This window comes from Sunxiuqinia rutila, from assembly GCF_050589705.1.
GTDB lineage: Bacteria > Bacteroidota > Bacteroidia > Bacteroidales > Prolixibacteraceae > Sunxiuqinia > Sunxiuqinia rutila.
Map to the genome: position 1 here is coordinate 36,640 of NZ_JBNGOT010000009.1, position 16,120 is coordinate 52,759.

The following is a 16,120-nucleotide window of genomic DNA, read 5'->3' on the forward strand; positions in this document are numbered from 1 at the left end:
ATTTCGTTCCATGGAATTTGAAATTACTAAGAAAGAAGATCACGTTGTTATCAGGGTCCTTTCAACAAAGCTTGATACCAATAATGCGCCCGAGCTGAAATCCGAGTTGGTTGTCTTAGGCAATGATGAAGTAAAAAACATCATACTGGATGTGAGTAACTGTAGTTACGTTGATTCATCTGGCTTAAGTGCAATTCTGGTTGCCAACCGACTTTGCGAAGATTCAATCGGAACCTTTATACTAAGTGGCCTTCAACCCGATGTTGAACACCTGATACGCATTTCGATGCTTCATACCGTTTTACTGATTACCAAAAACGTGGACGAAGCAGAGAAGTTACTGGTAGAAAAAGGTAAATTATAAACAGGTTTTCCTGTATGCAAATGCCTTTTCAACTGACAATTCTGGGAAGTAGTTCAGCAATGCCTACTTCCTTAAGATACCCAACCGCTCAAGTGCTCAATGTACTTGGGCGGTTCTTTTTAATCGACTGTGGCGAAGGAACCCAACACCAAATCCGCAAAAACAAAATCAGTTTTGGCCGGATCGACCACATTTTCATTTCGCATCTTCATGGCGACCATTTCTTTGGGCTGATTGGCTACATTTCAACCCAGGTTTTGCTGGGCAGAACCAAAGACCTGCATATTTATGCCCATTCCGAGCTTCAACGCTACACCCAATTTCAACAAGACTTTTTAGGGATGGGAGAACTGGGCTTTCGTTTGGTATTTCACCCGCTTAACTTTAAAAAGCCCCAGGTAATTCTGGATGATGTCAAGCTGACTGTCACCTCCTTTCCGCTGAAACATCGGATTCCTTGCTGCGGCTTTTTATTTCAGGAGAAAGAAAAAGAGCCCAACATCAGAAAAGAGCAGCTCAAATTCTACCAAATTCCAATTCGGGAAATTAAGAACATCAAGGACGGAGCTGATTTCACCACAGAGGACGGAGAAATTATTCCCAACAAAAAACTGGTTATTCCGGCTCCGAAACCACGTTCATATGCGTTTTGCTCCGACACAGCCTACACCGAAAAAATTCTTCCGATCATTCAGCATGTCGACCTGCTCTACCATGAAGCCACCTTTGCCGAATCGGAGAAAGAAATGGCCAAAACTACCTTTCATTCTACCGGAAAAGAAGCGGCGCTAATTGCTCAAAAAGCCCAGGCCGGGCAACTGCTCATTGGCCATTTTTCGGCCCGCTACAAAGAGCCTACTTCCATTCTGAAAGAAGCTCAAAGCATTTTCCCCAACACTAAAGCCGTAAACGAAGGTGACGTTTATTCGGTGGTCCGCAACCAATAGCTCTGCCTTAAAACCTATTCTGCAAATCAACACAGGTATTTATTCCCAAAACTTTGGGTTTTTGCTATATTTGACCCGGAAAATAAAGCAAAAAAATGAAAAAGAATTTACTACTTCTACTGACACTTGCGATCCTGACTCCTCAGCTGATTTTCGCTCAGGAAACCCCTCAGGAAAAGGAAGAACGAATGCAATGGTTTAAAGATGCCAAACTGGGTATTTTCATCCATTGGGGTATCTACTCCGTCAAAGGAATTGACGAAAGCTGGTCTTTCTTCAACAACTACATCTCGTATGACGATTACATGAGTCAGTTGGATGGCTTTACAGCCAGCAACTACCAACCCGAAGCGTGGGCCAGCCTGATCAAGGAAAGTGGAGCCAAGTACGCAGTGATCACAACCAAACATCATGATGGCGTGGCACTCTGGGACACCAAATGCAATGACTTAAGTGTTCCTAAAAAAACACCGGCCAAGCGTGATGTTCTTCAGCCATTGGTTAAAGCCTTCCAGAAAAATGATTTAAAAGTTGGTCTTTACTATTCGTTGCTGGACTGGTCACATCCTGACTACCCCAACAAAACACGGGTTGAAAAACGCTACACCAACGATCCCGAAAAATGGAACCGCTTTGTGGATTTCAATTTCTGCCAACTGGAAGAGCTGTCAAAACAGTTTAAACCCGACTTGTATTGGTTTGATGGCGACTGGGAACAATCAGCCGAGGCATGGAAAGCCAAAGAATTAAGTGAAAGCTTGCGCAAATGGAACAAAGGCGTGATTCTGAATTCACGGATTCAGGGGTATGGCGACTATGCCACTCCCGAACAAGGACTTCCTGTAACCAAGCCTAGCAGCCCCTGGTGGGAACTGTGCATGACCATGAACAATTCGTGGGGTTATCAGCATAACGACCACGCGTATAAAACGCCGAACCAAATTATTCGCATTCTGGTTGACTGCATCAGCATGGGCGGCAACCTGCTTCTGGACATTGGCCCCAAAGCCGATGGAAGCATTCCGGAAGAGCAAGTTAACATCCTAAAAGAGCTGGGACGATGGACCAGCAAACACCAGGAAGCCATTTACGGAACACGTGCAGGAATTCCTCACGAACACTTCTATGGCCCTACGGCCTTGAATAAAGCAGGCGACATTTTGTACTTGTTTGTTCCTCACAAACCCAATGGTCCGTTAATGATTAAAGGACTGAAAAATAAAATTAACCGGATTTGGGTAGTTGGCAATGGCACAAAACTGAACTGGGAAATTGTAGGCAAACAATACTGGAGCGCAGTTCCCGGCATTGCTTACATCGATGTTCCTGAAAAGGTGCTGGACGAGCAGGTGACCGTTATTGCTGTTTTGCTTGACGGAAAAGTTGACTTGTATCGCGAAGAAGGCCAGGTGATTGAAAGCAACTAGTCTGCGAAAAAGATAAACGAAATGAAGAAGGAGCCCATGGCTCCTTTTTTATTCTCCAAAAAATTCTTTATTGAAATTCACCAGAAACAACTCCTTTACCGGACGGGTAAAAGCGGTGTACAACCAGCGTAAATATTCAAGATCAATGCGCTCTTCCAGCAGATAGCCCTGATCCACAAAAACAGCATCCCACTGCCCACCTTGAGCCTTATGACAGGTAACCGCGTAAGCAAACTTTACCTGCAAGGCATTGAAGTATTCATTCTCCTTGATTTTCTCCCATCGCTTTTTCTTACTCCGGATATCGGCATAATCCTCGGCCACTGACTCAAACAAGCGCTGGCTTTCATCATAGCCTAACGAGGCTGTTTCAATATTGAGGGTTTCCAACAGAATTTTGCAGTCAATTTCCAGGTCGTCATAATCCAAAAACCGAAGACAAACGTTGGCAAAGCGGAAACCATACAATTGCTCATACCCGTAAATGGACTGGATTTCAACAATGTCGCCATTGGCAATAAAATCAAGGCGCTCATCATCGCCAGGCCAGAAGTAGTTGTTTTTAACCACCATCAACAAATCACCAACCGTAATGTCGGCTTCCTTATACAGAATGGTGGAGCGAATTCCTTCATTAAACTTATTGGCGCGTTTGTTCGACCGGGTAATGACCATGGTTTGTTGTTCGCCATATTTGTCGTAACAATCCGAAATTTTCTCAATAAGGTCTCCGCCACTAATCCGCTGAATATCCTCAAAATCTTCGATTTCAATGGGAAAATAAGCCGGATAAAAATACGAATCACTGATTAACGAACGAATATTGGTGGCGTTGTGCAGAATACCGGAGTCAAATTCCTGCCTCACCACATCAACCAATTCATGATGAAACACCTGACCACCATACACTTCCAACTCCGACACATCCAGTGCCGGACTGATTTCCATCCCTACCGGAGGCAACTGAGCCGTGTCGCCCACCAAAATAAGCTTACAATTGTGTCCACTATAAACATACTCGTACAGGTCATCCAACAAGCGTCCGGTTCCGAAGACCGAACTATCAAGTGATGAATTGGAAATCATCGAAGCTTCATCGACAATAAAAAAACAATTTTTGTGAAAATTTTTATCCAGCGAAAAACGCCCAAATCCATCCGTTGTAGCCTGCTGCCGATAGATCTTTTTATGGATGGTGTAAGCACTTTGCCCGGCATAGGAAGTAAGCACTTTCGCTGCCCGGCCGGTGGGTGCCAGCAAGACCGTTTGGAATTTAAAAACTTTAAGTGTTTTAACCAATGCACTTAGCATACTTGTCTTCCCCGTACCGGCATATCCTTTCAGTAAAAAAAGCACATCCGAATCCGGGTGCGTAATGAATTCAGCAAACTTCTCCGAGAGCACTTTTTGCCCTTCCGTGGGTTCAAAGCCCAGCTTCTGACAAATATGTTCTATAAGGTGTTTTTTTAACATTCCTGCGAAATTAAAACTATTCCACGGATAGTAATTTAATTTTTTTTATAAATTTGCATGCAAACATAAACTAATCTTAAAAGGATACAGATGAAGACAGTAATTCAGATCGTATTAATAGTGGCTGCAATCATCCTTGCATACTTTATTTACCAAAGTATTGAGAGGCCTATTGAGTTTGAAAAGGCCAAAGACGCCAGATATGAAGTTACAGTTGAACGACTAAAAGATATTCGGAAAGCACAACTGGCATTTAAAGATGTAAATGGACATTTTACAGGTGATTGGGACTCATTGATCAACTTTGTAAAGCATGATTCACTACCATTGGTACGTAAAATTGGAATGCTTAACGACAGTATGCTTGAAGCAGGCCTGACAGAAGAAACAGCCATTAAAAAAGGCTTAATCATACGTGATACGCTTAAAGTTAGTGTAATGGACACTTTGTTTGGCGCTTCGTATCCAATTGATCGAATTAAAATGGTGCCCGTAAAAGACACCGTTGCTGAATTTCATCTTGGAGCAACCGTCATTACAACAGGTTCAGGAATTAAAGTTCCTGTATTTGAAGCGAAGGCGCACAACAACACCATCCTGAAAAACCTGGATCGTCAAATGGTAATTAACCTGAACGACCAGCGCAGAACCAACGGCAAATACCCCGGACTAAAAGTTGGGTCATTAACTGAAACCAATAGTAATGCAGGTAACTGGGAGTAAAAAATGGTATGCAACATTTATTGCTTGTTGACGAAACCTTTGATTTAAATTTCACACAAGAATATCATTTATCCATCCAGATTAGTCTGGATGGATTTTCTTTTTGTATCCGGGATGGATTGCAAAACAAATACATCTATCTTTTTCACAAGGAATTTTCAGGCAATCCGAAGTTAATGCACCGCAAGCTGCAGGACATCTATGCGGAATTTGACATTCTGCAGGCCGATTTCAAAAGCACCCGGATTCATTATTCATCACCCGGCAAGATGACCTTGCTGCCGGAAGCTTATTTCGATGAGCAGGAAGGGCGCACAGCTTATGCCTTAAACATGGATTTGGGGGATGATGAAGCGCTTCATTACCTTCCGGTGAAAGCCTACCAGATGGTTTTGCAGTTCGCCATTCCGAAGAAAGTTAAGCATTTCCTGAGCGATAAACATCCGGGTATTCTGATTCAGAATGAACTGATTGCACAACTGGATAAAAATGCCGATCAAGCCAGTGCTCAGCCGCGCATCGACGTTCAGGTTTATCGCAACCAGCTAACGATGACTTTGGTTGACCAGTCCATCCGGTTCTGCAATTCATTCATGTACCGCAACGACACGGATTTGCTGTACTATATTCTGAACCTGGTTCAAACCGAAAAAATGGATGCCCCGCGGATACAGCTAAACGGACGGGTAAACAAACGGTCTCCGATTTACCACCAGCTTCGCCAGTATTTTAAAGACGTGAGCATTGCCCAGCGAAGCACGGAAGTGTATTACAGCTACCTGTTTGATCAACTTCCGGATGCCCGCTTTGTGAATCTTTTAAACAATTACGCATGAGAATAGTAGGAGGAATACACCGCGGACGTCAATTCAGTCCCGGGAAAAGTTTTAAGGCCCGCCCAACCACCGATATGGCCAAGGAAAGCCTGTTCAATATTTTAACCAATCAAATTGATTTTGAAGAGGTGAAGGTGCTTGACTTATTTGCCGGAACCGGAAGTATTTCATTTGAATTTTTATCGCGGGGATGCACCGACATTACAGCTATTGAGCTCAACTTTCAGCATCACCAATTTATCCGCAGCGTGATTCAAAAGCTGGATGCAGCCCAAGAAATTCGCGCCATCAAAGGCAATGTTTTCAAATTCTGTGAGCAGTGCGTTGATCAGTTTGACGTCATTTTTGCCGATCCGCCCTACGACCATCCGCAGTTTAATGAGATTCCTTCGCTGGTTCTTCAGAATAAACTCCTCAAGGAAGATGGTTTATTCATCCTGGAACATGGCAAGCAGTCCAATTTCTCCGATCAGGAACAGTTTGTAGAAACCCGCCACTACGGCAGCGTTTATTTCAGTTTTTTCAGGCCGAAGCCAGTGGTTTAAAACCGCTGGAATAGCCTAAGGGTTGAACATATCGGGATTAAAATAGCCCAAAATACTGTTGGCTAAATCAATATGTGTTTGCGCATCGGGGTGTTTCGGATCCAAAGCCAGGGCTTCGTTAAAGGCGTTGATGGCCTTGCCCCACTGCTGCTGTTTGTAATAAATCAGTCCCGATAAATAGTGAAGTTCGGCCGTATCGGCTTGCTGCCCGATTAGCCGGGTTAATTGCTGCTGCGCCTGATCAAGCTGATGGGCCTCGATTAATTCCTTTACTTGCTTTATTTCCTCTGTCATCTTTCCGTTCTTTTAGGGATGGGTTAAACCAATGCTGCAAATTTACAGAAAGTATTTCATTGCCAAAGCCGGTTGACGATAAGGAGGAGCAACTCCGCTCCTACCCGAAAGGAAACCGTGGCCTGTAAAATGAAAGTCGGAGAACTTGTTCGCAAAACCATTCAGCCCATATGTTGTTCTAGAGTTTCAGATATCAACCAGAGAAAACATGGAAATGACGGAGCAAACAGTATCCGATTGGATCAAAAAACGGCAATCAACATTTGTAAATGGTTTAAAAGAAGGCAGTACAATCCCCGATTCGGTGATTGAAAAACTTTTGGAGAATGCCAGCTGGGCCCCATCGCATGGCTTGGTACAGGCCTGGAATTTTAAAGTATTTGCCGGTGAAGGCGTCAAACGCTTTTTCAAGGCGCAACAGGAAATTTACAAGCAGATTACACCTCCCGACAAGTTTTTCGATTTCAAGTACGAAGCCTACAGCGAAAAGTGGAAGCGCGTGTCGCACATTGTTGTGGTTATTGCCCGGCGCGATCCGTATAAACGTTTTCCCGAGCAGGAAGACCTGGTGTCGGTGGCCTGTGCCATTGAAAATATCTACCTCAGTTTGGCGGCCTTCGGAATAGGTGGTTACCTGAGTACCGGCGACATTTGCTATTCCAACGAAATGCGCGACTTTTTAGAGCTGGAAGACGACGACACCCTCATGGGCTTTTTTGTGCTGGGTGAGCCGGATGAGTCGTTTCAACGTCCGCCACGCACCCGCATTGCTGCGGCAGATAAAACCGAGTGGATCAGGAAGTAGGCTCGGAGGTAAGCAATCGGAGAATATCCTCCTCCATTTTTTCGGGCTTGGTCATTGGGGCAAAACGCTTGACGGGAGTGCCATTGCGGTCAAGCAAAAACTTCGTGAAATTCCATTTAATCCGGCCGCCCAACACGCCCGGCAACTGACGCTTTAAAAAACGAAACACCGGATGTGCCTGGGCGCCATTAACGCTAACTTTGTCGAACACCTGAAACGAAACCCCGTAGTTGACCAAACACCCCCGGGCAATTTCATCGGCGGTTCCGGGCTCCTGCTTGCCAAACTGGTTGCAGGGAAAAGCCAGAATGCTTAAGCCTTGGGATTGATACTTCTCATGAAGTGTCTGCAACCCTTCGTACTGTGGCGTAAAACCACATTGGCTGGCCGTATTCACCACCAACACCACCTGCCCTTGATAAGCCGAAAAATCGATCTCTTCGCCTTGCAGAGACCGCGCTTTAAAATCATAAAAATGAGCTGTCATCTATTCCTGGTATTTGCTGTTTCATCCTTTTATCTTCGTTTCTCCAGACAGCTAAGTCGGCAAATTGTTCTTCTGGCGCTCGCTATCCATCCCAGACTGGATGACTTTAAGCATAAACCGGATGAGTTCGAACAATGACTGCTTCAAGTGAAACAATGCCTGCTTCCCGCGATACAATGACTGCTCAAAATCAAACAGAAAGTGATTCGAGTCGTGCAAAAGCATCTTTGGTTCGTGCAGAAAGAAGTTCTTTTGGTGCAATACATGCTTCAAGTTGTACAATAAGTACTTGAAGGGCTGCAACAACAAGTTCAATTGAAACAGCAAGCACTTGCTGGTAAACAAGCTGAAACCTGAAACTGAAAACGGCCCAAGCACCGCCAGCAACAGCCGGTTTCGTATCGTTCCATTTTGTTAGCTATTGGGTTTTATGATTGAATATCCCCGGTCGATTGAAATCATATTCTACTGGCAGTGAACGCCTAACAATTCATGTTTTACAAAACATTCCTTGTTTTTTTAATTACATTTCATTAACTAGCAATAAATCAACATCATAAAACTATGAACAGAAGTCAAGTCAATCGGAAAGAGATGTACGATGCCGTCCTCTCCTATTTCGACAATTCTCCTGAAAAATGGTCGGGCATCCCCAAAGTAGGCGAGTTTAAGAACACATTATCAGAGCTTGTCAACCAAATTAATGAAGCACAGTTGGCTCAACAAGAAGCCCAGGTGTTTTTAAGCAAGAACAAGACGCAGTTAAAAAGCATGATTGCTCAAAAAGGCGATATTCTGAATGACTGCATAGAGGCCTTTGCCTTAGTTACCGATAATGATGAACTTGCCCATAAAATGGGTGCTACCTATTCGGACCTCAACCGGGCGCGCAACGTCGATTTTATTCCTGCCATACAAGTCATTATCTCGGAAGCTGAAGCAAACAAACTGGTTTTGGAAGCAGAATACGGAGTAACTGCCGAACAGGTGGAAGATTTGAAATCAAACCTCGATGATTTTTTAGCAATCAATGGGAAACCACGGGCATACCGCATTGCATCGGTTCAGGCCACCAAAGATCTGGAACAACTTTTTGCAGACGCAGAAGCACTATTGGACAACAAGCTGGATAAAGTGATGAGCATTTTTAAACGGCGCGACCAGAACTTCTACAATGGTTACCAAGCTGCCCGGGTGGTGGTCGACAACTAGCATCAAATATATCGACTCGTTAGAGCTGACAGCTGCCAGCAGCTGAGTTAAGGAGTACTCCTAAAGATCGGATGGCTTGGAGACATCCGATCTGTTAATTTCTTTGCTTAAAATGGAAGGTAGGTTTCGGAGAGGCAGAATTAGGTATCGGCTCGCGATACATTAATCACGCCTTTGATGTTTTGAAGCTTATGCATCAGAAAGTCCAGATGCTCCAGGTTGTTCACAAAAATTCGCAGGGTTCCTTCAAAAGCGCCATTCACCGAATCAATATTGATGGAGCGCATCTGTACGCCCACATCCTTGGCAATCACATATGAAATTTGTCCAACAATTCCGGCCTCATCGGTTCCCGACAGGCGGATGGTTGCCTGAAAAGAGCTGCGTTTTTTAGAGTCGCGCCATTTGGCCGGAATCACCCGGTAAGGATAGCGCTCGAACAGTTGTTTGGCATTGGGACAAGTCCGGCGGTGTATTTTAATCCCGTCATTGATGGTCACAAAACCAAAGATGGAATCGCCAAAAATCGGGTTACAACATGGAGCCAGCTTGTGGTTCACGTTCTTGATGTTGTTATCAATTACCAGGTAGTCATTGCCACTCGAAAAGTCGAGGTCCTTGAGCTGATCCACCGGCAGAATTTCTTCCACCTTTTGCCGGGCTGTAGCTTCAGCTTCCTTCTCGCCCACCAACTCTTTAATGGCCAGTGGCTCAATTTTACCAACCGAAATGTTGTAGTATAAGTCCTGAGCCAATTTCAGATTGTAGTGCTTAAGCAGCATCCGGATAAGATCATCGTTGTACTCAATCTTCCAGTTTTTCAACTTCCGCAGCAGGATTTCCTTGCCATTTTCAGCCTCAATCTTGCGCTCTTCATTTACACTGACTTTAATGCGGGTTTTGGCCTTGGTGGTAATGACAAAATCCAGCCAGTCGAGTTTGGGTTTTTGTTTGACGGAAGTATCCACCGACACCTGGTCGCCGTTTTTCAACTTGTGCCGCAAGGTCACCTTCCGCCCATCCAGCATGCCACCCACACAATGATCGCCCACTTCCGAGTGTATTTCATAGGCAAAATCCAGCAGCGTGGCTCCTGCCGGCAAGCGCTTCAAATCACCTTTAGGCGTGAATACAAAAATCTCATCGGTATAAATATTGGTGCTGAAATCGTCGATAAAATCCACAATATTCAAATCCGGATTCTCCAAAATCTCCCGCACATTGGCCAGCCAGTTTTCCATTTCGGAACTGGCCGATCCGCCTTTGTATTTCCAGTGAGCAGCCAGTCCCTTTTCGGCCACTTCATCCATCCGCTTGGTTCGAATCTGAATCTCCACCCATTTTTTGTGAGGCCCCAGCACCGTGGCATGCAAACTTTCATAGCCATTCGACTTGGGAACTGTAATCCAGTCGCGCATCCGCTCGGGATTCGACTGGTACTCGTCGGTAACAATCGAATAAACCTGCCAGCAATCTGATTTTTCCATCTCCAGCTCCGACTCCAGAATCACGCGAATGGCAAACAAGTCATACACTTCATCGAAGCTCACCTTCTTGTTCTGCATCTTTTTCCAGATCGAGTTGATGGCTTTTGTGCGGGCCTTCATTTCAAAACGAAAGCCACGCGCTTTCAGCTTCGCCTCGATGGGTTTAACAAACTCGGCAACAAAAACTTTACGTTCTTCTTTACTTTCATCCAAGCGGTCGGCCACATACTGATACGACTCCGGATTGGTATGCTTCAGGCACAAGTCCAGCAATTCGGAATTGACGTAGTACAAACCCAAACGGTGAGCCAATGGCGCGTAGAGGTGAGCCGTCTCCATGGCAATTTTATGCTGCGCTTCTAGCGTGTAGCTGCTCAAATGACGCATCACATGCAGGCGGTCAGCAATTTTCACCAAAATTACCCGAACATCGCCAGCCAAAGCCAGCATCAGCTTGCGGTAGTTTTCCGAGTGCAGGTCTACGGTGTCGGTTCCCAAGGCGTTGATCTTGGCCATGCCTTCCAGAATGCCGGACACAACCGGTCCAAAAAGCGCCTCGATATCTGAAATACCCGGCCGGTCCTCAATCTTTTCGTAAGTCAGGTTGTGCAACATCCCTGCAATGATTGAGCTTGTCCCCAAGCCCACCTCCTGAGCCACCACCTGAGCCACTTCCAGCGAGTGAATCAGGATGATCTCTCCATTGGGCCAGGTTTGTTCTCCAAGGGTTTTCAGGGCATAATCAAACGCCTTTTCAATCCCACTCATTTCTTCTACCGACGGAGAAGCTTCACAAACTTCCCTGAGTTTTAACCATGCGTTTTCAATCTGTTTATTCATGCTGCGCTTCGTGTATAAAGTCAACCGGAATTGAGTATTAACAAAAAAAGGCTACCAAACAGGCAGCCTTTTATTCACTTATAGAGAAACATTTTATTCTGCCTGTGTTGCATCTACAAAGGTACGACCTTGCAGTTCACGGTTCAACATGAACAAGCCATTTCCTTGTCCGTCAATCAACCGCAGGTTATCAAGTAGTTCGTTTACATTGGATTCTTCTTCCACTTGCTCATCAACAAACCACTGCAGGAAACTTTGTGTTGCATGATCGCTGGCGGCTACGGCAACATCCATCAGTTCGTCAATCATTTGAGTCACTTTTTGTTCGTGTGCCAATGTTTTTTCAAAAACATCAATAATTCCACCAAAATCAGTTGGAACACCATCAATTGGCTCCAACAATACGCGACCATTGCGTTCGTTTACAAAGTCAAATATTTTTAAGGCATGTGAAAGTTCTTCTTTGTACTGAACTTTCATCCAATTGGCAAATCCACCCAGCCCTTTATCTTCAAAATAAGCTGACATGGATAAGTATAAGTAAGCAGAATGCATTTCTGCATTAATTTGTTTGTTCAGAGCTTTTAAAACTTGATCTTTAAGCATAGTGACCTCCTTTTTTTTACGTTTCAACCAAAAATACTAAAAAATTATGGACTCCTTCTTATTTAGGCATAATTTCCTTAACGATTAACAGTACCTTAAACCTTTTCGGAACCACTACTCGCCAAAATCCAGGTTAAAGCGCTGCTTCAAAAGCGCCAGCGTTGGATTTTTCTTCACCATTTCGGCCAGTTTTTCCGTTTCTGAATACGGCTTGTACTCGGTTTCCTGCACCACAATATCAGTGATCAACTCAATGCGGGTATTGCGCAATTCGCGGCGCAACCAGGAAACCAAATCGGGTTTAATTTTATTAATTTCCTCCAATTGCACCGAGTTGTCAATCGGCAAATTCAATTTATAATCCTTGTTGATTTTAATGGGCCGAGAGAGCGTGGCTTTCAGGTTCGGACGATCCTCCAGTTTAAGCAGGTACTCCTGCCATTTTACTTTAAACTGTTCATCCGTGAAATGTTCTTCCAGCTGCTCACCCGTATAGTACTTGAGTTTTTCGGTGGCATCTTCCTCGCCTTCTTCAGTCATCTTACCCGACAAGGCATCTTTAATAGAGGGAGTATAACCACTTCCATGCCGTTTAATTCTTCGCTTAGTCGGCACTTTTACGGGAGGCTGAGGCTCCACATCCGTTTTGGGAGCTGTGGCCTGCACTTTAGCTGCTTGCGGACGTGGCTGAGGAGCCGCTGTAGCCGGGGCATGTTCGGAGAAGATAGGGGCTAAAACCGACGAATCAGCTTCGTCAACTATTTTTTTTTTACTGTAAGCTGGGCCATTTTAATCAGGCTCAACTCCACCAGCAAACGTTTGTTTTGGCTGGCCTTGTATTGCATGTCACAATCATTGCTGATGGTTAAGGCCTCCAGCAGAAAGTCCGGATTGCAAGCTGCGCCCTGCGCTTTGTATTTTTCTTTGATTTCGCCACCTACCTCAAGCAGCTGAACGGTAACCGGATCTTTACAAACCAGCAAATCGCGGATGTGGCTGCTCAACCCATTGATAAAATGGTGACCATCAAATCCATGATTCAGCACCTCGTTGAAAAGCAACATGGCATTGGGCACATCATTTTTCAGAAGCAAGTCGACCAAGCGGAAGTAATAATCATAGTCCAGCACATTCAGGTTTGAAATCACATCCTTGTAGCTGATTTCCTTTCCAGAGAAACTGACAATCTGGTCGAAGATGGACAGTGCATCACGCATGGCACCATCCGCTTTATGGGCAATCACGTTCAAGGCTTCGGCCTCAATCGTTACCTGCTCACTTTGCGCCACATAGCCCAAGTGTCCAGAGATGTCGCTAATCTTAATCCGGTTGAAATCGAAGATTTGGCAACGCGACAAAATCGTTGGAATAATTTTATGCTTCTCCGTAGTGGCCAAAATAAAAATGGCATGCTTGGGTGGCTCCTCCAGGGTTTTCAGGAAAGCATTAAAGGCCGCCTGCGACAACATATGAACCTCATCGATAATGTAGATGCTGTATTTGCCGATTTGTGGCGGAATGCGCACCTGGTCGGTTAAGTTCCGGATATCATCCACCGAGTTATTGGAAGCCGCATCCAACTCATGAATATTGTAGGACCGGTTTCCGTTGAAAGCCTTACACGACTCGCAGGTGTTGCAAGGTTCGGTTTCGGCCGTCAGATTCTGGCAATTAATTGTTTTTGCGAAAATACGGGCACAGGTTGTCTTGCCCACACCACGCGGACCACAAAACAGGTAAGCATGCGCTAACTGGCTGTTTTTAATCGCGTTTTTAAGGGTCGAGGTAATCGATGCTTGTCCAACCACCGACTGAAATGTATCTGGTCTGTATTTTCGGGCGGAAACAATAAAATTCTCCATAATCTCATTTAATGAAGTTCAAAGATAAACATTTTAGGAGGAAATTAAGCGGGTTTTTATTAACAAGAATTAAGAGTCTGACGGCAAGGGCTCAACAAACATTTTCACCTCCCGACTGTTTAAAATCGTGTTAAACAAACAAAGCATAAGTCATGAAAAAAATAACATTCCTGTTTTCTTTCCTGCTGATTGCAGCCCTTGGTTTTGCACAAACCAGCTTGTACGATTTTAAGGTGAAGGATATTGAAGGTTCGGATTTTGATTTGAGCCAGTTGAAAGGGAAAAAAGTACTGATTGTCAACACCGCTTCCAAATGCGGACTAACCCCGCAGTATGAGTTGTTGCAGGAGCTTTACGAGCAATATGGCGGAGATGACTTTACCATCATTGGTTTTCCGGCCAACAATTTTGCCAACCAGGAACCCGGTTCAAACGATGACATTGCCGAGTTTTGCCAGCAAAATTATGGAGTAAGCTTTCCCATGATGTCCAAAATATCGGTTAAAGGTGATGACATGCACCCGCTTTACCAGTGGCTGACCCAAAAGGCCAAGAACGGCGTTTCGGACTCGGAAGTGAGCTGGAACTTTCAGAAATACATGATTGACAAAGAAGGTCATCTGGTAGACTATGCCAGTCCCAGAACCAAGCCCAACGATGAAAAAATAGTTAATTGGATTAAAGGCGATTCGTGAATAAACAGCAAGGGTGCCGCGGATTGGAATCCGCGGCACCCTTGCTTAAATTATAATCGTCTTGGCCGTACTGTAAATATTGTACATCCTTGTCATCCTACTAGGAATATCAAATAGAATTATAGGCTAACTACTGCACCCATGTCTCTGTTTTTAAAAGTACAATAACTAAAAAATCTGTTTTCCTTTATTCAAGATACTCAATACGAAATCTTCCATTATTTTCATTAAATATCTGACATGAACGAGGGTGCATTGCTAATTTTTTTTGCTTCATATAAATGTGTTTCACTGGTATTTCCGACGGAAAAGAAATGAAAGACAGCAGCTTATACTGATGATTGTATTTTTCAGTATCAATAACGTAATAACTTCTACTGTTTGATACTTCAACCATATTTGTTTTGTGGAAGAACTTTAGACCAAGCAAAACTTCAGAGATAGCTGACTTATAATACGTTCTTCGTCTTACTTTACCTGGAGAATCCAACATCAATGTTTCGGCTTTTAAATCTTGTAAGACAAATCGCCATTCGTATTCATTTTCCCATATTTTCTTCTTTTGCGTAGTCCATCTTAAAAACATTGGTAAAAAATCCTCATTCTCTTTAATACTATCCAAACTGAATTCATCTAACTTTGATCTTTCCAAATATTCAACTTGAAACGGTGTTCCCAAGCTTTTTCTTAAAATACAACTATCAAATTTTACTGCAAATCCCTGTTGGTTCGAATAGTACCCCCACAAGGTATCCTGACAATCATTGCTATTTAATGAAAACTCATGTAAGCAAATAATTCCCAGAGTCGCCATTCTAAATTCAAAGAAAAGATTTCGATTATGAATTGGAGACATAAAACGGTCTTCCCCGTATTTTTTAATCAAGTCTTCAAATAATGCGAAACGTTGAATATTTTCATATCTAAATGAATCAAGATTCCACAATTGAGCTGGACAATCAAAAGGATCATTGAATAACAAAGGGTTAGCAGCATACAAGTAATTATTTAATAAGGCATCAACACTGTTTGCTGAAACTGCATAGAATTTAATTAACTTATCAGGAGTTTTGACAAGCTCAGGATATTCAATTACATTTTCAATTTTAAGTGGTGATAGAGACACAATACTACACCTATGAACTCGTCCAGTATCCGATTTAAATACTTTATCTTGCCGTTTTCCCATATTGTAGTCCTTTCTATTCTATGCTTGAATTCTTTTTAACGCTTCTTCTCCTTCTGGTAAAATTCGGCCCCAATAGGTCCGCGGAGGATAAATTGGAATCTCATAGAGTAATTGTGAAAGATCATAATTTCCATCTATAAAATAGATAAAACCAAGCTCTTCCAAACGTTCAAAAGACCTTAAATATGTCTGATCTTTTCTAAAGAAATGGTTGTTAAGTTTGACATTTTGCACGCCTTGCTTTACTTCTTTTAAAAACTTTAACACCTCTACTTCTTGATCTTCCAAGTCCACCATTTTAATACTCTTTAAAGATTTAACTACTACA

Annotated in this window: 18 protein-coding genes; 9 read left to right on the forward strand and 9 right to left on the reverse strand. The window is 43.6% G+C overall.

Annotation, left to right across the window (positions count from 1 at the left end; all coding sequences use genetic code 11):
- The first annotated feature begins 10 nt into the window (after positions 1 to 10).
- The 3 genes from ACRD6K_RS12740 (at position 11) to ACRD6K_RS12750 (ending at position 2,738) form a co-directional block, all read left to right on the forward strand.
- Positions 11 to 364 carry an STAS domain-containing protein gene (locus ACRD6K_RS12740; protein WP_299580268.1) on the forward strand — a complete coding sequence of 118 codons (354 nt, stop codon included), beginning with the start codon at positions 11 to 13 and terminating at the stop codon, positions 362 to 364.
- A 14-nt stretch (positions 365 to 378) separates the two neighbouring features.
- Positions 379 to 1,311, forward strand: coding sequence for a ribonuclease Z (locus ACRD6K_RS12745; protein ID WP_430973550.1), 933 nt, complete (start codon positions 379 to 381; stop codon positions 1,309 to 1,311).
- 95 nt (positions 1,312 to 1,406) lie between these two features.
- A complete protein-coding gene (locus ACRD6K_RS12750) occupies positions 1,407 to 2,738 on the forward strand; it encodes an alpha-L-fucosidase (protein WP_299580262.1) in 1,332 nt (443 codons plus the stop codon).
- Between the two features lie 48 nt (positions 2,739 to 2,786).
- Here ACRD6K_RS12750 and ACRD6K_RS12755 read toward each other — a convergent pair whose 3' ends face one another.
- The gene (locus ACRD6K_RS12755) at positions 2,787 to 4,211 is read right to left on the reverse strand and encodes an ATP-dependent DNA helicase (RefSeq protein ID WP_430973551.1); all 1,425 of its coding nucleotides are present in this window, start codon (positions 4,209 to 4,211) and stop codon (positions 2,787 to 2,789) included.
- Positions 4,212 to 4,301: 90 nt separating this feature from the next.
- On the opposite strand from ACRD6K_RS12755, the gene ACRD6K_RS12760 reads away from it, so the two are divergent.
- Genes ACRD6K_RS12760 through rsmD form a run of 3 tightly spaced genes read left to right on the forward strand, consistent with a single transcriptional unit; the run spans position 4,302 to position 6,315 of the window.
- Positions 4,302 to 4,934: a hypothetical protein gene (locus ACRD6K_RS12760; RefSeq protein WP_299580256.1), complete on the forward strand. Its 633-nt coding sequence runs from the start codon at positions 4,302 to 4,304 to the stop codon at positions 4,932 to 4,934.
- Positions 4,935 to 4,942: 8 nt separating this feature from the next.
- Positions 4,943 to 5,770: a DUF3822 family protein gene (locus tag ACRD6K_RS12765; RefSeq protein WP_430973552.1), complete on the forward strand. Its 828-nt coding sequence runs from the start codon at positions 4,943 to 4,945 to the stop codon at positions 5,768 to 5,770.
- Positions 5,767 to 6,315 (forward strand): 16S rRNA (guanine(966)-N(2))-methyltransferase RsmD, encoded by a 549-nt coding sequence (gene rsmD / locus ACRD6K_RS12770; protein ID WP_299580250.1) that lies wholly within the window; start codon positions 5,767 to 5,769, stop codon positions 6,313 to 6,315. The genes ACRD6K_RS12765 and rsmD overlap by 4 nt, the downstream gene beginning before the upstream one ends.
- 15 nt (positions 6,316 to 6,330) lie before the next feature.
- On the opposite strand, the gene ACRD6K_RS12775 is transcribed toward rsmD, so the two are convergent.
- On the reverse strand, positions 6,331 to 6,609 hold the full coding sequence (locus ACRD6K_RS12775; protein ID WP_430973553.1) for a tetratricopeptide repeat protein: 279 nt from the start codon (positions 6,607 to 6,609) through the stop codon (positions 6,331 to 6,333).
- A gap of 208 nt (positions 6,610 to 6,817) precedes the next feature.
- Between ACRD6K_RS12775 and ACRD6K_RS12780 the strand changes: the two genes are divergently transcribed.
- A complete protein-coding gene (locus ACRD6K_RS12780; protein WP_430973554.1) occupies positions 6,818 to 7,414 on the forward strand; it encodes a nitroreductase family protein in 597 nt (198 codons plus the stop codon).
- On the opposite strand, the gene ACRD6K_RS12785 is transcribed toward ACRD6K_RS12780, so the two are convergent.
- Complete coding sequence (locus ACRD6K_RS12785) at positions 7,404 to 7,901, reverse strand: glutathione peroxidase (protein WP_430973555.1); 498 nt, start codon at positions 7,899 to 7,901, stop codon at positions 7,404 to 7,406. The two genes, ACRD6K_RS12780 and ACRD6K_RS12785, sit on opposite strands and share 11 nt — an antisense overlap.
- 564 nt (positions 7,902 to 8,465) lie before the next feature.
- Between ACRD6K_RS12785 and ACRD6K_RS12790 the strand changes: the two genes are divergently transcribed.
- The gene (locus ACRD6K_RS12790) at positions 8,466 to 9,113 is read left to right on the forward strand and encodes a hypothetical protein (protein WP_430973556.1); all 648 of its coding nucleotides are present in this window, start codon (positions 8,466 to 8,468) and stop codon (positions 9,111 to 9,113) included.
- Positions 9,114 to 9,253: 140 nt separating this feature from the next.
- On the opposite strand, the gene ACRD6K_RS12795 is transcribed toward ACRD6K_RS12790, so the two are convergent.
- The 4 genes from ACRD6K_RS12795 to ACRD6K_RS12810 form a co-directional block, all read right to left on the reverse strand.
- Positions 9,254 to 11,440, reverse strand: coding sequence for a RelA/SpoT family protein (locus ACRD6K_RS12795; RefSeq protein ID WP_430973557.1), 2,187 nt, complete (start codon positions 11,438 to 11,440; stop codon positions 9,254 to 9,256).
- 93 nt (positions 11,441 to 11,533) lie between these two features.
- Positions 11,534 to 12,046 carry a ferritin gene (locus ACRD6K_RS12800; RefSeq protein ID WP_299580229.1) on the reverse strand — a complete coding sequence of 171 codons (513 nt, stop codon included), beginning with the start codon at positions 12,044 to 12,046 and terminating at the stop codon, positions 11,534 to 11,536.
- 114 nt (positions 12,047 to 12,160) lie between these two features.
- Positions 12,161 to 12,712 (reverse strand): hypothetical protein, encoded by a 552-nt coding sequence (locus ACRD6K_RS12805; protein WP_430973558.1) that lies wholly within the window; start codon positions 12,710 to 12,712, stop codon positions 12,161 to 12,163.
- A gap of 92 nt (positions 12,713 to 12,804) precedes the next feature.
- Positions 12,805 to 13,908, reverse strand: coding sequence for a DNA polymerase III subunit gamma/tau (locus ACRD6K_RS12810; protein WP_430973559.1), 1,104 nt, complete (start codon positions 13,906 to 13,908; stop codon positions 12,805 to 12,807).
- 152 nt (positions 13,909 to 14,060) lie between these two features.
- Here ACRD6K_RS12810 and ACRD6K_RS12815 point away from each other — a divergent pair, with 152 nt between their 5' ends.
- Positions 14,061 to 14,603: a glutathione peroxidase gene (locus ACRD6K_RS12815; RefSeq protein WP_299580220.1), complete on the forward strand. Its 543-nt coding sequence runs from the start codon at positions 14,061 to 14,063 to the stop codon at positions 14,601 to 14,603.
- A gap of 187 nt (positions 14,604 to 14,790) precedes the next feature.
- Here ACRD6K_RS12815 and ACRD6K_RS12820 read toward each other — a convergent pair whose 3' ends face one another.
- Positions 14,791 to 15,792: a hypothetical protein gene (locus ACRD6K_RS12820; protein ID WP_299580217.1), complete on the reverse strand. Its 1,002-nt coding sequence runs from the start codon at positions 15,790 to 15,792 to the stop codon at positions 14,791 to 14,793.
- Positions 15,793 to 15,810: 18 nt separating this feature from the next.
- On the reverse strand, positions 15,811 to 16,080 hold the full coding sequence (locus tag ACRD6K_RS12825) for a hypothetical protein (RefSeq protein WP_299580214.1): 270 nt from the start codon (positions 16,078 to 16,080) through the stop codon (positions 15,811 to 15,813).
- Positions 16,081 to 16,120: the final 40 nt, after the last annotated feature.

Excerpts from the sequence above, each read along its gene's own strand:
- ACRD6K_RS12785 (WP_430973555.1), bottom strand. The coding sequence starts at position 7,901 with ATGACAGCTCATTTTTATGATTTTAAAGCGCGGTCTCTGCAAGGCGAA.
- ACRD6K_RS12760 (WP_299580256.1), top strand. The coding sequence starts at position 4,302 with ATGAAGACAGTAATTCAGATCGTATTAATAGTGGCTGCAATCATCCTT.
- ACRD6K_RS12750 (WP_299580262.1), top strand. The coding sequence starts at position 1,407 with ATGAAAAAGAATTTACTACTTCTACTGACACTTGCGATCCTGACTCCT.
- ACRD6K_RS12795 (WP_430973557.1), bottom strand. The coding sequence starts at position 11,440 with ATGAATAAACAGATTGAAAACGCATGGTTAAAACTCAGGGAAGTTTGT.
- ACRD6K_RS12820 (WP_299580217.1), bottom strand. The coding sequence starts at position 15,792 with ATGGGAAAACGGCAAGATAAAGTATTTAAATCGGATACTGGACGAGTT.
- ACRD6K_RS12755 (WP_430973551.1), bottom strand. The coding sequence starts at position 4,211 with ATGTTAAAAAAACACCTTATAGAACATATTTGTCAGAAGCTGGGCTTT.
- rsmD (WP_299580250.1), top strand. The coding sequence starts at position 5,767 with ATGAGAATAGTAGGAGGAATACACCGCGGACGTCAATTCAGTCCCGGG.
- ACRD6K_RS12800 (WP_299580229.1), bottom strand. The coding sequence starts at position 12,046 with ATGCTTAAAGATCAAGTTTTAAAAGCTCTGAACAAACAAATTAATGCA.
- ACRD6K_RS12810 (WP_430973559.1), bottom strand. The coding sequence starts at position 13,908 with ATGGAGAATTTTATTGTTTCCGCCCGAAAATACAGACCAGATACATTT.
- ACRD6K_RS12745 (WP_430973550.1), top strand. The coding sequence starts at position 379 with ATGCAAATGCCTTTTCAACTGACAATTCTGGGAAGTAGTTCAGCAATG.
- ACRD6K_RS12765 (WP_430973552.1), top strand. The coding sequence starts at position 4,943 with ATGCAACATTTATTGCTTGTTGACGAAACCTTTGATTTAAATTTCACA.
- ACRD6K_RS12775 (WP_430973553.1), bottom strand. The coding sequence starts at position 6,609 with ATGACAGAGGAAATAAAGCAAGTAAAGGAATTAATCGAGGCCCATCAG.
- ACRD6K_RS12780 (WP_430973554.1), top strand. The coding sequence starts at position 6,818 with ATGGAAATGACGGAGCAAACAGTATCCGATTGGATCAAAAAACGGCAA.
- ACRD6K_RS12790 (WP_430973556.1), top strand. The coding sequence starts at position 8,466 with ATGAACAGAAGTCAAGTCAATCGGAAAGAGATGTACGATGCCGTCCTC.
- ACRD6K_RS12740 (WP_299580268.1), top strand. The coding sequence starts at position 11 with ATGGAATTTGAAATTACTAAGAAAGAAGATCACGTTGTTATCAGGGTC.
- ACRD6K_RS12815 (WP_299580220.1), top strand. The coding sequence starts at position 14,061 with ATGAAAAAAATAACATTCCTGTTTTCTTTCCTGCTGATTGCAGCCCTT.